At 67.4% G+C, this 13,603-nt stretch carries 15 protein-coding genes and 1 pseudogene; 6 read left to right on the top strand and 10 right to left on the bottom strand.

Going from position 1 to position 13,603, the window contains the following annotated elements; translation table 11 throughout:
- Positions 1-48: 48 nt before the first annotated feature.
- A complete protein-coding gene (locus QQY66_RS19595) occupies positions 49-279 on the bottom strand; it encodes a hypothetical protein (protein ID WP_301981639.1) in 231 nt (76 codons plus the stop codon).
- A 190-nt stretch (positions 280-469) separates the two neighbouring features.
- Complete coding sequence (locus QQY66_RS19590; protein ID WP_301981638.1) at positions 470-1,102, bottom strand: DUF2461 family protein; 633 nt, start codon at positions 1,100-1,102, stop codon at positions 470-472.
- 485 nt (positions 1,103-1,587) lie between these two features.
- Here QQY66_RS19590 and QQY66_RS19585 point away from each other — a divergent pair, with 485 nt between their 5' ends.
- Positions 1,588-1,710 (top strand): hypothetical protein, encoded by a 123-nt coding sequence (locus tag QQY66_RS19585; RefSeq protein ID WP_301981637.1) that lies wholly within the window; start codon positions 1,588-1,590, stop codon positions 1,708-1,710.
- 105 nt (positions 1,711-1,815) lie between these two features.
- On the top strand, positions 1,816-2,136 hold the full coding sequence (locus QQY66_RS19580; RefSeq protein ID WP_301987413.1) for a DUF6228 family protein: 321 nt from the start codon (positions 1,816-1,818) through the stop codon (positions 2,134-2,136).
- A 151-nt stretch (positions 2,137-2,287) separates the two neighbouring features.
- On the opposite strand, the pseudogene QQY66_RS19575 reads toward QQY66_RS19580, so the two are convergent.
- Positions 2,288-2,488 (bottom strand): annotated as a pseudogene (locus QQY66_RS19575) (transposase); the annotation flags it as partial.
- A 263-nt stretch (positions 2,489-2,751) separates the two neighbouring features.
- Between QQY66_RS19575 and QQY66_RS19570 the strand changes: the two are divergent.
- Both QQY66_RS19570 and QQY66_RS19565 read left to right on the top strand, forming a co-directional pair.
- Positions 2,752-3,225 carry a hypothetical protein gene (locus QQY66_RS19570; protein ID WP_301981636.1) on the top strand — a complete coding sequence of 158 codons (474 nt, stop codon included), beginning with the start codon at positions 2,752-2,754 and terminating at the stop codon, positions 3,223-3,225.
- A gap of 170 nt (positions 3,226-3,395) precedes the next feature.
- Positions 3,396-3,731 (top strand): hypothetical protein, encoded by a 336-nt coding sequence (locus QQY66_RS19565; protein ID WP_301981635.1) that lies wholly within the window; start codon positions 3,396-3,398, stop codon positions 3,729-3,731.
- Positions 3,732-3,745: 14 nt separating this feature from the next.
- Here QQY66_RS19565 and QQY66_RS19560 read toward each other — a convergent pair whose 3' ends face one another.
- The 7 genes from QQY66_RS19560 to QQY66_RS19530 all read right to left on the bottom strand — a co-directional run bounded on the left by QQY66_RS19560 (position 3,746) and on the right by QQY66_RS19530 (position 9,383).
- Positions 3,746-4,864, bottom strand: a complete 1,119-nt coding sequence (locus QQY66_RS19560; protein WP_367666982.1) for an ISAs1 family transposase — start codon at positions 4,862-4,864, stop codon at positions 3,746-3,748.
- Positions 4,865-4,933: 69 nt separating this feature from the next.
- The gene (locus tag QQY66_RS19555) at positions 4,934-5,155 is read right to left on the bottom strand and encodes a helix-turn-helix transcriptional regulator (RefSeq protein WP_301981633.1); all 222 of its coding nucleotides are present in this window, start codon (positions 5,153-5,155) and stop codon (positions 4,934-4,936) included.
- A complete protein-coding gene (locus tag QQY66_RS19550; protein ID WP_301981632.1) occupies positions 5,155-5,646 on the bottom strand; it encodes a DUF2975 domain-containing protein in 492 nt (163 codons plus the stop codon). The genes QQY66_RS19555 and QQY66_RS19550 overlap by 1 nt, the downstream gene beginning before the upstream one ends.
- 436 nt (positions 5,647-6,082) lie before the next feature.
- The gene (locus tag QQY66_RS19545) at positions 6,083-6,307 is read right to left on the bottom strand and encodes a DUF397 domain-containing protein (RefSeq protein ID WP_301981631.1); all 225 of its coding nucleotides are present in this window, start codon (positions 6,305-6,307) and stop codon (positions 6,083-6,085) included.
- A complete protein-coding gene (locus tag QQY66_RS19540) occupies positions 6,279-7,118 on the bottom strand; it encodes a helix-turn-helix transcriptional regulator (RefSeq protein ID WP_301981630.1) in 840 nt (279 codons plus the stop codon). Before QQY66_RS19540 ends, QQY66_RS19545 begins: the two co-directional genes overlap by 29 nt.
- A 270-nt stretch (positions 7,119-7,388) precedes the next feature.
- Positions 7,389-7,886 carry a GNAT family N-acetyltransferase gene (locus tag QQY66_RS19535; RefSeq protein WP_301981629.1) on the bottom strand — a complete coding sequence of 166 codons (498 nt, stop codon included), beginning with the start codon at positions 7,884-7,886 and terminating at the stop codon, positions 7,389-7,391.
- Positions 7,887-7,889: 3 nt separating this feature from the next.
- A complete protein-coding gene (locus QQY66_RS19530) occupies positions 7,890-9,383 on the bottom strand; it encodes an MFS transporter (RefSeq protein ID WP_301981628.1) in 1,494 nt (497 codons plus the stop codon).
- Between the two features lie 436 nt (positions 9,384-9,819).
- Between QQY66_RS19530 and QQY66_RS19525 the strand changes: the two genes are divergently transcribed.
- Positions 9,820-10,608: an ABC transporter ATP-binding protein gene (locus QQY66_RS19525; protein ID WP_210588257.1), complete on the top strand. Its 789-nt coding sequence runs from the start codon at positions 9,820-9,822 to the stop codon at positions 10,606-10,608.
- Positions 10,605-13,169 (top strand): ABC transporter permease, encoded by a 2,565-nt coding sequence (locus tag QQY66_RS19520; RefSeq protein WP_301981627.1) that lies wholly within the window; start codon positions 10,605-10,607, stop codon positions 13,167-13,169. Before QQY66_RS19525 ends, QQY66_RS19520 begins: the two co-directional genes overlap by 4 nt.
- Positions 13,170-13,603: the final 434 nt, after the last annotated feature.

Genomic DNA, 13,603 nt, shown 5'->3' with positions numbered 1-13,603 from the left:
CGAGGTGGGTTTGCGATGAGGTGGGCTGCGTGGCGGGCGCGGTCCCGTCTACTTGGTGCTGCGGTTACGGCTGGCGACGAGCGAGCCGAGCAGGTTCAGGGCGTCCGCGCTGGGGCTGTCTGTCGGGGCGTGGTGCACGATCAATCGCAGCCCGGGGGAGCTGCGCACGTCGAAGGTCTCGTAGTCGAGAGTCGGCACACCAACGTCGACGTCACCCTCGACGGCGAGGCCCTGCGCAGGCTCGACGAGATCAGCGCCCCCGAACTCAGCTTCCCCCATGGCGCCATGGCAGGAGAGGACATGATCGGCTTCACCTACGGCGACCAGTGGCGGCAGGTCACCGACCGCCGCCGTGCTTCCCGCCGTCCCGTCAACGACAACGACCGATACGCCTGACGGCCGCTGATACATATGCGAGCCACGACCGCTCCGGACGGGCAGACGGCCCTCGACCCGGGGCCTCGTGATGTCAGGCGGCGCGCTTCACGTGGCGGACCAGCCACATCAGCAGGGCGTCCAGGTCGGCGGCGGCCGAGAGGACCTGGTCGACCGCCTCGGGGGTGTGCAGCCACTGCTCGCAGCCGAGGGGACGGGCGGCGATCAGCGAACGGTGGCGCAGCAGGTTCGTACGGGAGTGGTCCGTCGGATAGCCGCGCGGGGGGCGTCTCATCACGTCCCCGGAGATGTCGTAGCCCTTCTTCCGTACGTCTTCGACGATGGCGGACAGTTCGCGGCCGCTCCTCTCGGAGGCCACGGCTTTGCGGAACGTGTCCACCTGGCCGGGATCGGGGTACCACCAGGCGCCCTGGATCCGCAGGCCGTCCAGGGAGAACCGAAGACCGATCTCGATCTTGCGGCCGAGCCGGATCACCGCGACCTGGTGCTGCCACCACCAGGAGTCGGTGCGGTAGTGCCAGACGGAGAAGTCCTCGTACCGGGGGTCGGTGTCCGCGACCTCGTTGAGCAGGGCGACCATCGGCTGCCGGACCAGGCGTTCGCGGTCCGCGCGGTAGCGCTCGCGGGTCGCGTGGGTCGGTTCGCCCTGGAGCTGCCACAACACGTCCATGGCCCGCTCCGGCCAGCCGGTGAACTGTCCGCGCATGCGCGGAGGATAGCTCACCCGTGATCCGCGCGCGGAGAGTGAGACGGGCAGGGAGGCGTAACCCCACACAAGGTGGGAGGTGCTGCGGCCAGGCTCGCCGGCCAGGTCGATGTGCCGTGCGCGGTGGGCAAGTTCGTCGAGAAGCACGGCGAGTGCAGTCGATATGAAACGGCCGGTGAGATTGTGCAGCCGAACTTGAGATCCCACAGCGGCGAGCCGTCCGTGAGCGTGGGGGCGGGGTGGCTGGGTCTCAATTGGAAAGTCTGGGCCACTCTGATCTCTGGCGGGGCTGGGCATTCTTGGTCAGCCGGTGGCCCAAATCTTCCAATTGCGTGTGACGAGTGGGGCGCGGTCGCGTCTCTGCTGCACGCCGGGTCGGCTTGGTGGCTTGCGGTTGTGGGTCACCGAGGACACGAAGAGGGTTAAGGGTGGTGCCTCGTCAGCGCCATCGATGACGCTCTGGCCGGAAAGTACACTGGCCCGACGTGATCGAAGTGATCGTGACGTCATTCCTGTACCAACTGCCCTACAAGCACGAGCCGGGATACGGAGTCGTCGAACACCTCGGCCCGCTGCTGTCCGCCAAGTACCGCGAGCTGCGGCTCTAGGGCTGACTGGGAAACCGCGCTGTGCTCACTCCAAAGACCTGTGTCCGGCAGGGGGAACAAAACCCCTGGTCACAGGGATTCTCGTGCCCGTAGCCTGCACTCGTGATGGAGGAAGGCGAGACCAACCCAGCTGTCCGCGTCGGAGGTGGCCGCTATCGAGCGATCAGCCTGCGCTTCCACCAGCTGTCACGCTCCTTCCCGGAAGAGCGTGATGACTTGATGCGCGACTTCCTCGCGACGGCTCAAGGTGAGTCGGTGCGGATCGAGGTCATGGTGAGGACCTGGGACGGTGACGGCCTCGACGTCTTTCTTGCCGAGCTGGCAGAAGAGTTTCGAGGATGGAACGGCATCCGGACCTGGCGCTCTCTCGAGGACGACCTGACGCTGACTGCGGAACACGCAGGATCACACGTCCGATTGACATGAGGGCTGCACGACCGATTCCCCGACGACGAGTGGCGTTTCGAGATGACGACCAGTCATGCTCCTGGAGAGGACATGCGCCACCTTGCCATCGAGATGCGTACCTTCTTGGAGTCTGGCCCGCTGCAGTGAGCGGAGACAACTCGTCGGTCGCCTATGGCTGGCACAGCGTGCCGAGTTGTCGATGTGTGAGCAGGCGGCAGGCGAGTTTGAGGAAGGCTTCGTGGATATCGGCTCGTCTCTCCCAGTGGATGCGGAGCCGACGGAAGCCGTGGAGCCAGGCGATCGTGTGCTCGACCACCCACCGGTAGGTGCCCAGCCCGGTCCAGTGCAAGGTTCCACGACGGGCGATGGGTCGCGCGCACCTGTGGGCGATCCTTCGAAGAGTACCGGGCGTGCCTGGAGGCACAGCTCCACGACCTGTCCGAACCGGCCTCCTACTCTGGAGAGGGTTCCTACATCAGGATCCGCACAAAGGAAGCTGGCGGATCTCCCCGAACCCGCGAGGTTGGCCTACACGGCGGATGTCATTGATGGAGGAGTCGCCCTCGATGACGATATGCTCCCGAAGCTGAGTAGGCCTCAAATAATGCCGACCACGAGCTGTGGGTGACGGCGATGAAGTACGTGCTGGCAGCGTCATCGGACAGGCTCGTCCGGGAATGTCGGAATATTCTGGGCCGTGTTCCCGGAATCGAGTTTCGGGTGGGCTCGGTTCCGGGAACTGGTTGGGATTGTGATGCTGCGGTTCTGAATTCTCCTCTTGCGTACGAGCGATATGGCGGTTCTCCGCAGATCGGAAACGTGCAGGTTCTGATCAATGATCGAGGGGATGGAGCTCCCGGAGCCATCCTGGCAACAGCGCCAATCAGTGCTGAAAGTACGGTTGCCGACCCAAGCGATGAGGAAATTGAGGGCTACGTATTCGACACCCTTGACTCGTGCGTTTTGGCGTTCGTGCGGCGCTTCCCGAATCGCGCCGAAGAGGGGCGTATCCTCGTGCACCTTGAAGGCGCTGGGATCGATCGTCGCAACATCGGAGTTCCATTGAAGGGTGTGTTGAGGTTCTTTGAGGTATCTCAGGGGGCGTAGATGTCTGCGTGCAAGTGGGTCGTGCTATGGAATGGAACGGGGGCGATTTTGCCTTTCGAGTTCAGCTTGTCCTGCCCCGAGGGAGTCATAGCTTCGGCCATGGCTTCCGAGCCTCTGGAAGACGTGGACGACTACGAGTACCTCGTGATGCGGGGGTGCCGGATCCTGTCGTGTCGTACGACATGTCGGCTCTCATGGAACAACTGCCCGAGCTGCTGAGGAGGCTGAAATCTGAGGGGCGAGGTGAAGTCGACTTCTACTCGCAGGGTGTGGAGAGGGTCGTGACCTTTGAGCGAGTGGCGGCGGCGTACGTACTCCGGTGTCACTCCAGAACTTCTTGGAAACCGTCGCCTGAGGTCGAGTATGTCGAGTCCGTCAAGATGGAGAGCATGGTGGCGGAATTGGCCTCCGCATTCTCGACTGGATTGGAGGCCGCGTCCTCGGAGATTTCCACACTGGAGCCATTCCGTGGTTGGCGCAGCCAGGGCTTCGGCGTAGTCGCGTGACGTCCGTTTCGTGATCATGTGAGTCCGAGGAGGACGAGCGGTCGGCCGGCGTCGCGGCTGTTGTGCCGGAGGCCGGCGGCGATGCTGCCTTTCCCGGCGAGGCGAAGTGCGCCGATGGCGAGGTTGCGCCAGGTCGCCATGGCGCGGGGTGCGGATCCGGTTCGCAGTTGGGAGGCGTCCTCGGCGAGCGTCACGTCTCGGATGTGGTGCAGGGCTTCGATCTTCCAGTGGTTGCGGATCAGCCGGGCGAGCCCAGCGGGTGTGGCCTGTTCCGCAGTGAGGCTGGTGACCGCGTAGACGGTCTTGATGCTGACCTTGCCGGTCTTGCGGTCCACTCGGCGGCGCTTGAGCTGGACGGCCTGGCGGGCGCCGGGAAAGAGCAGGCTGTTCACCGTGCACACCTTGATGCGGCGGATCTCCCCGCGGCCGTGGCCGGTGTCGCGGGTACGGCCCTGCAGCGGGATTTGCTTCCAGGGAAGGGATTTGAGCTGCTTGTGGAGCTTCTTCTGGTTCCCTTTCGCGATCACGATGTAGTGCGCGCCTCGGCCAAGCAGGTAGCTGGCGTGCTCGCGCTGGGTGTGCATGGCGTCGCTGGTCACGACCACGCCCGCCAGGTCGGCGAGGGTCTCCAGCAGAGGCTGGAAGCAGGGGATCTCGTTGTTCTTCTCGCCTACGTCGAGTTGGGCCAGGACCGGGCCGGGGAGATGGTCGCAGGCGGCGAGCAGATGGATCTTGCGGCCCGTGGCCCTGGCCGCTCCGCGCAGGGTCTTGCCGTCGACCGCTACTGCGTGCAGCTGGCCGTCGGCCCCAGCGCGCCGGTCGGCCAGCCAACGGCCCACCGCCCGGTCCAGCGCGTTGCCGTCGATGCGGCCCAGCAGCCGCCGCACCGTCGCCTCCGCCGGCAGGCACCACTTCGGGGACAGCGGATCGGGCCGTACGCCAAGGCGCTCCAGGACGGGCGGCGGGGCGTCGGTGATCCACTCGCCCACCGCCAGCAGGGAGGACGCTCCGGCCAGAACCGCGCACGCGGTCAGCGCAAGCATGACGACCAGTGCGTGCCGTACGCCGCGCGGATCGCGAGGGTCGGGCACCTCGGCCAGGCGCTCCAGCAGGTCCGGGATCTCCTCGGGCACGGCCCCGGGATGCTCGCGGAGCTGGTCAAAGGTAGGCGGGATCGGCGATGACGCGTCGGCAGGCACGTTTCATTCGTCCGCGGTGTCCTCGGGCTCCCAGCGCAGCAGGTCGCCCGGCTGGCACTTGAGCACCTCGCAGAGCGCGGCGAGCGTCGCGAAGCGCACCGCCTTGGCGCGGCCGTTCTTGAGTACTGCCAGGTTGGCGGGCGTGATCCCTACGCGGTCCGCGAGGTCTCCCACGGACATCTTCCGCCTGGCCAGCATCACGTCGATGTCGACGGCGATCGGCATCAGATCACCTCGTCCAACTCGGCCTGCATCTGCGCCGCTTCGACGTCGCGTGTAACGGCCTGGGCGAGCAGCATCCGCAGCACGAGCACGATGAGCGCGACCCCCAGGATCCCCACGCCAATCCCGCCCATGATGACGGTGACGCCCGGGTCGTCCCGCTGGCCCGGCGCATTGATGGCCGTGACCGCGAACCACACGAGGGCAGCCGCCACGATCGCGCCGATCACGCCGTCCACGTAGCGGAAGGCGGCGTGGGAGAACACGGTTCCGCGTCGCACCATCGCCACCAGTCGCCATACGCAGACCAGGGCGACCTGGACCGACACCATGCCCAGGATCGTGATCACGCGCAGTGGGGTCAGCGGGAGCGACCCGTCCTCCGGGTCGCTCCCGCTGACCAACGCCCACACCATTCCTGCCTGTACGAACACGGTGCCGACGAGCACCACCACGAGCACGGCGCGCAGCGCACCCACGGTCAGCTTTCCCATGACTCACCCTTCCATCGAGTTGCGATGGAAATCTATCGAATTTCAATAGATGAAGCAAGGGCTGGGACGGAGGGTGGGGCGGCGGTCTGGCAGCGTGGCGGGAGGCCGCCCCCCTCCCGTGGCATGGCGTGCACGCGAAGGTTCTTGATCTTGTCGAAGCCGGCCTCGCTTGGCCACAAATCGGACGCCATCCGACTATGCCGAAGCCTTGTTGGCGCAGCAGCCAGTGAAACCCATCTGAGCGCGGTTCAACTGCTGTTGTGGGATGGGCTGACGTCCCCTATGGGATGGGCCAGTTGATGGCGCCATGGCTGCTGGTTTGGGTGGGCGCTCTGCTCGCCCTGACATTCGACGGCAGCGCCCGGGGCGGGGTCTGGATCACGGTCATCGTGCTCGGGGTGCCCGCCGTCGTGCTGCTGTTCCTGCCTGCCGGAGGCTACGGGGTGGTTCGACCGAGCGAAGTGACGAAGGCGGACCAGACGGGGGCGGAGAAGATGATCGCTGGGCCGGTGGGGGTCTTGCTGTCGCGGATGGGGACGTGTGTGGGGCGGGCGGTGTCGTTCACTTCGAGGCACGAGTCACTGCTGCCGCCGCTGTAGCTGGACTTGCGCCAGGCGGTCAGTGCCGAGGCGTCAGGGATGGTGTGCTCGCTGCGCTTCATGCTCGTAATCCTCCGCAACGGACCGGAGCAGGTCCAGGGACTTACGGTGCGACAAGGCGTCGCCCAGAGCAAGATCGTAGATCTCCTGGCACTCGCGCACTACGGACGGAAGTTCCAGGAGCCGCCCGCTGTTCACGCCTTCTGAGTACGCGATGGGCGGCAACTCCTCGAACCACATGAGGGAGAGGAAGCCTGCCTGCAGAGGGTGTGCCCCCACGGAGTAGGGAAGCACATGCACGCGGATGCGACGATTCTCGGCCAACTGTGCGATGTGACAGAGCTGTTCGCACATCACCGTGGGCCCGCCCACGACGCGTCGTAGCACCGCCTCGTCGAGGAGCGCCCAGACCTCGGGGGCGTGGAAGTCGTCGAGGATGCGGGCCCGTTCAATGCGTGTGACGAGGAGCTTGTCACGCTCCTCGTCGCTCCTGCGCGGGTAGCCGCAGCTGAGAACCTCGTAGGCGTACGGCTGAGTCTGCAAGATGCCGGGCACCAGACTCGGTGCGTACTCCTTGATCACCGTCGCCTGGTCCTCGAACTCCAGCGCCCCCTTGAAGTGTTCCGCAACCTTTCGCCCGTCCAGCGTCGGCAGGAAGTTCTCGAAGAACCCGTCAGCACCCAGCACTTGATCGAGTCGCCACGCATCCTCCACATCCGGCCTCCGCCGCCCGCCCTCGATATGTGCAATGTGCGTGCGCGACATCACCGCACGCTGGCTCAGTTCCTCCTGCGTGAGACGCGCCGCCTCACGCCTCCGCTTCAGTTCCGCGCCGTACTGCTCCCTCGACCGCGGATTGTCCTCGATCGCCACCCGTGCAACCCCCTCCGTGCGGACCCCGTTGTCACGCTCAGCTACCTTCCGAGCGTACCCACGGTGACGTCACTCTGTGCAGGCAACAACACGCAAAGTGAAGGGCGTTGGTGTGGGGCAGTGGGACGAAGAGAAGGGAAACGAGCTCATCGGGGCGTCGATGACGCTGCGGGTGTCCCGGGACGGTGGGCGGACCTGGGGACCGGATGTGACGTACCAGCCGTCCAGGAAGGACGCCCCCATCGACCTCGCGGGACGGTTTCCGCCCTGTCAGTGCCCGAGATGCAAGCGGCGATAGCGGATGCCGGGCCGGTCGTCGATCGTGATGTCTTCTACGGCGGTGAAGGCGTTCCGTTCCAGGACGACCCGGGAGGCTTGGTTGTCCAGGGTGGTGACGGCGATCAGGGACGTCAGCCCGTACGTCGTACCGGCGACCCGGCACACCTCGGCGACCGCCTCCGTGGCGACGCCCTTGCCCACCGCGTGTTCGCCGACGCGGTAGCCGAGTTCCGCCGAACCGTCCTCGACGTCGATCAGATTGACGCGCCCGATCAGACGCCCTTCGTCATCGACGATGACGTGGAAGTGGCAGACCCCGGCGTCCTGTTCGGCGAGCAACGCCCTGTGCCTGGCGGCGAAGTCGGCGAAGTACGCGTCCCCGCGATCCGGTATCGAGTGCGCGAAGTACTCCCTGTTCTCCCGCTCGAACGCGAGCAGCACGCGCGCGTGGTCGGCGCGCAGCCGTTCCAGCCTCACCAATGCCCCCATCTCCTATTCCTTGAGCACCGGGAAACGCCTCGGCGCCATCAGCAACAGCACCACGAACGCCAGCGCAGCCGCCCCCGCCGCCCCCAAGTACACCGCGTGCACCGCGTCCGCGATCGCCCGCCGTACGGACTCCGACGCGGCGCCCGCGTCCAGCGCCCGTGTCACGGAGTCGAGGTCGCTCGCCCCGCCCAGCCGTGCCGCCAGCACCCCGTTGGCCACCGCGCCGAAGACTGCCGCGCCGATCGTCTGGCCCGTCTGGCGGCAGAAGAGGACCGACGCGGTCGTCGTGCCGCGTTCCTCCCAGCCCACCGTCGACTGCACGCCCACGAGCAGCGGGAGCTGGAAGAGACCCAGGGCCGCCCCCAACAGCAGCATCAGCAGGGCCGGTTGCCATGCCTGGCCCGGGTAGGGCAGAAAGGGAAACGCCAGCAGGAGCAGAGACGCCGATCCCACCCCCAGCATCGCCGTGTTGCGGAATCCGATGCGCCGGTACACGTGCTGGCTGCACGCCGCCGAGATCGGCCAGCTCAGGGTCCAGACGGACAGGACGAAGCCGGCCGCCACCGGGGCCAGGCCGAGGACCGATTGGGCGTACGTCGGCAGGAACACCGTCGGTGCCACCATCAGCAGGCCGAGCGCACCCAGCGCCAGGTTCACCGCCGCGATCGTGCGGCGCCGCCACACCCACCCGGGGATGATCGGATCGGCGGCTCTCCGCTCGACGATCACCACGACCGCTACGAGCGCGAGTCCCGTACCGAACAAGGCCAGGGATGGTGCGGACAGCCAGGGCCACGCCACCCCGCCCTGCACCAGTGCCGTCAGCAGCACGCCGCCGCAGGCGAACACCGCGAGCGCGCCCGCCCAGTCGACACGCGCGCGTGCAGCCCGTTCGCGCTCGGGTTCGTGCAGGTACCGGACGATCAGCCACAGCGCGACCGCCCCTATCGGCAGGTTGATCAGGAAGATCCAGCGCCAGTCCGCGTACGTCGCCAGGATTCCGCCCACGCCCGGTCCTGCGACCGCCGACACCGCCCACACCGTCGACAGCTTGGACTGGATCTTGGGGCGTTTCTTGAGCGGGTACATGTCGGCGGCCAGCGTCTGGACCGTGCCTTGGAGGGCCCCGCCGCCCAGGCCCTGCACGATCCGGAACGCGATCAGCGCCCCCATGTTCCAGGCCACCGCGCACAGCAGCGAGCCCAGCAGGAACACCACCGCGCCCGCGATCAGCACCGGTTTGCGGCCGAAGGTGTCGGAGAGCTTGCCGTACAAGGGGAGGGTGACTGTCACGGCCAGGAGGTAGCCGGAGAAGAGCCAGGAGAAGACCGAGAAGCCGCCGAGGTCGCCGACGATCTGCGGTACGGCCGTGGAGACGATGGTGGAGTCGAGGGCCGCCAGCGCCATCGCGAGCATGAGGGCCGCTACGACGGCTCCCCGCTTCTCGCTTCCGGTGCGCTGTGCGGTGTCGCCTATCGCAGGTCTCGTACTGCCCACCGGGCTTCCTTCCCCATGCATTCCCCTTGCATCTATCTGCCGCGCGCCAGCATCCCACTTGAGCCTCACGTCGCGGGAGGGTGGAGGCTGAGTGCGTCCGAGGGTGGAGGGAACCCCGAGGTGCGCTCCACCGCAGGGTGGACAGCCCCTAGGGGTCTCTCCGTACTAGGGCTCGGGGAGGGTTCGTACCGGCGGAGGACGAGACGGGTACGGGGTCGTCCTTAACCTGGCTTTACGCCGAGGGGGGCGCCGTACCGAACCCGCGGGGGTGGGGTTTTCCCCAGGAAAAGACGGGGTCGGGCACCAGCGCGCAGGACCCCCTGCCGCGACCAGACTCATGGGCGTACCGAGTACCGAAGCTCACGCACGAACGCACGAACGCACGGTTCCGCTGAACCGACACGCTTCATCTGCTGACCGATATAGGAGACATACCGTGACATCGGCTGTGACCATTCCCAGGCACGGGGGTACTGGAGGGCGTACGGCCGTTGCCGCGCGGGCGCGGCAGGTCGTCAAGGCGTACGGGTCCGGTGAGACCCGTGTCGTCGCCCTGGACCAGGTGGACGTGGACATCGCTCGCGGGCAGTTCACCGCGATCATGGGCCCCTCGGGGTCCGGCAAGTCCACCCTGATGCACTGCCTCGCCGGGCTCGACACCGTGACGTCCGGGCAGATCTACCTCGACGACACCGAGATCACCGGGCTGAAGGACAAGAAGCTCACGCAGCTGCGCCGGGACCGGATCGGGTTCATCTTCCAGGCGTACAACCTGCTGCCGACGCTCAACGCCATAGAGAACATCACCCTTCCCATGGACATCGCCGGGCGGAAGCCCGACAAGGCGTGGCTGGGGCGGGTCGTCGACACCGTCGGGCTCAGCGACCGGCTCAAGCACCGGCCGACGCAGCTCTCCGGCGGGCAGCAGCAACGTGTCGCCGTGGCCCGGGCGTTGGCCGCCCGGCCTGAGATCATCTTCGGTGACGAGCCGACCGGAAACCTGGACTCGCGGGCCGGTGCCGAGGTGCTCGGGTTCCTGCGGCGGTCCGTGGACGAGCTGGGGCAGACCATCGTGATCGTCACCCACGACCCGGTGGCCGCCTCGTACTCCGACCGCGTGCTGTACCTCGCCGACGGGCGCATCGTCGACGAGATGTACAAGCCGACCGCCGACGCCGTCCTCGACCGGATGAAGGACTTCGACGCCCGGGGTCGTACGTCATGACCGTCCTGAAGACCTCCATGCGCAACTTCTTTGCGCACAAGGGCCGGATGGCCCTCTCCGCGGTCGCGGTGCTGCTGTCGGTGGCGTTCGTGTGCGGCACGCTCGTGTTCACCGACACCATGAACACGACGTTCGACAAGCTCTTCGCGACGACTTCCTCCGACGTGACGGTCTCCCCCAAGGAGGCCAAGACCGACGAGGCCCCGCAGAACGGCGTCCCGGAGTCGCTGCCCGCCTCGCTGCTGGCGCAGGCCCAGAAGGCCGAGGGCGTCAAGTCGGCCGAGGGCGCGGTCAGTTCGATGAACGTGACCGTCGTCAACAGCGACAACAAGAACATGGGGTCGACGACCGGCGCGCCCACCATCGCCGGCAACTGGACCAAGAACGACCTGCGTTCCATGGAGATCACCTCCGGACACGCCCCGCGCGGGCCGACCGAGGTGATGGTCGACGCCGACACCGCCGACAAGCACCATCTGAAGCTGGGTGACGAGCTGCGCACCATCGCGCAGACCGGTGACTTCACCGCGAAGATCGTCGGTATCGCCACCTTCAAGGTGACCAACCCCGGCGCCTCCGTCGTCTACTTCGACACCGACACCGCCCAGCGCGAACTCCTCGGTTCCACCGGCCTGTTCACGCAGTTCAACGTCACCGCGGCGGCGGGCGTCTCCGACGCGCAGCTCAAGCAGAACGTCACACAGGCCCTGGACGGCACGTACAAGATCCAGACGCAGCAGGAGACCGCGGACGAGAACCGCAAGGACGTCGGCGAGTTCATGGACGTCATCAAGTACGCCATGCTCGGCTTCGCCGGGATCGCCTTCCTCGTCGGCATCTTCCTGATCATCAACACCTTCTCGATGCTGGTCGCCCAGCGCACCCGCGAGATCGGCCTGATGCGGGCGATCGGTTCGTCCCGCAAGCAGGTCAACCGTTCCGTGCTGGTCGAGGCGCTGTTCCTCGGTGTCGTGGGTTCCATCCTCGGCGTCGCCGCCGGTGTCGGTATCGCCATCGGCCTGATGAAGCTCATGTCGATGGCCGGGATGAACCTCTCCACCGACGACCTCACCATCAAGGTCAGCACCCCGATCGCCGGTGTGATCCTCGGCGTCGTCGTCACCGTCCTCGCCGCCTACCTCCCGGCCCGCCGCGCCGGCAAGGTCTCCCCGATGGCCGCGCTGCGCGACGCCGGTACGCCGGCCGACGTCAAGGCCGGCTGGATCCGCGGCGTGATCGGCACGGTGCTCACGGGCGCCGGCGGGCTCGCCCTCTACACCGCGGCGAACGCGGACAAGGCGAGCGAGGGCGCGCTGATGCTGGGCGCGGGGATCGTCCTCTCCCTCATCGGCTTCGTCGTCATCGGCCCGCTGCTGGCGGGCGGGGTCGTCCGGGTGATCAGCGCGGTGCTGCTGCGGGCCTTCGGTCCCGTCGGCCGCATGGCCGAGCGCAACGCGCTGCGCAACCCGCGCCGCACCGGCGCCACCGCCGCGGCCCTGATGATCGGCCTCGCGCTGGTCGCCTGTCTGTCGGTCGTCGGCTCCTCGATGGTCGCCTCGGCCACCAGCGAGCTCGACAAGTCGGTCGGCGCGGACTTCATCGTCCAGGGCAACCAGCGGATCGTGCCGCAGGCCGAGAAGGCGATGCAGCGGAGCCCGGGCCTGGCCCACGTCACCTCCTACAAGGACCTCGACGCCACGCTGACCTCCCCGGACGGCAAGACGGACGACTCCGGCCTCACGGCCGCCGACCCGACGTACGCCGAGGACCTGCGCCGCCCCACCACGGCGGGCAGCCTGCCGGCCGCGTACGGCAAGGACGCGATGTCGGTCGGCTCCGACTACGCCAAGAAGCACGGCGTCCGCGTCGGTGACACCATCACCGTCGCCTTCAAGGGCGGCGAGACCGCCAAGCTCAAGGTCGCCGCCATCACGGACGACGACACCGCCATCGACCAGGGGGCGCGCTACACCAGCCTCGAGACCATGCGGAAGTACGTCCCCGCCGACAAGATCCCGCCGAACCAGATCATGTTCGCCAAGGCCAAGGACGGTCAGCAGGAAGAGGCGTACGCCGCCCTGAAGAAATCCCTGGAGCCGTACCCGCAGTACCAGGTCCGCGACCAGACCGACTACAAGCAGGAACTGAAGGACCAGGTCGGCCAGCTCCTGAACATGGTCTACGGCCTGCTCGCCCTGGCGATCATCGTGGCGGTGCTGGGCGTGGTGAACACGTTGGCCCTCTCGGTGGTGGAACGGACGCGGGAGATCGGCCTGATGCGGGCCATCGGCCTCTCGCGCCGCCAGCTGCGCCGGATGATCCGCATGGAGTCGGTGGTCATCGCCCTGTTCGGGGCGCTGCTGGGCCTCGGCCTCGGCATGGGCTGGGGCGCCACCGCCCAGAAGCTCCTCGCCCTGGAGGGCCTGAACGTCCTGGAGATCCCCTGGGTGACGATCGGCGGCGTGTTCGTGGGCTCGGCCTTCGTCGGCCTCTTCGCCGCGCTGATCCCGGCCTTCCGGGCGGGCCGCATGAACGTCCTGAACGCCATCGCGACCGAGTAGCCACCGCATACGGGGGTTGCGGGGGAAGGGCCCGGTGCCGGGGAGTCTTGGGGGGACTCCTCGGCACCGGGTTCGTGCATGTCGGCCCGGATTTCGCCCCCGCCGCCCCTACCCATTCCCATCCTCCAGGGGCTCCGCCCCTTCGACCCCGCCAGGGGGCTCCGCCCCCTGGACCCCCGCTCCTCAAACGCCGGAGGGGCTGACTTACCCAGCCCGTCCGGCGTTTGAGGACAAGGCCCGTTCAGGGCCGAAGCGGGGGTCTGGGGGCGCAGCCCCCAGGGATGGGACGGGTAGGGGCGGCGGGGGCGAGACACTGCGACGCCCGCACCAGCGCCGGGCACCATGCAGCGGACGTTATCCACAGCCCCCGACACCCGCGCCGACGCCGACGTACGCTGGAGACCCCCCGGCCCGTGCGACGAGTCGGGCCCTTC

Source organism: Streptomyces sp. DG2A-72 (assembly GCF_030499575.1).
Classification (GTDB): Bacteria; Actinomycetota; Actinomycetes; order Streptomycetales; family Streptomycetaceae; genus Streptomyces.
This window is presented reverse-complemented; position numbering and strand designations above follow the sequence as displayed.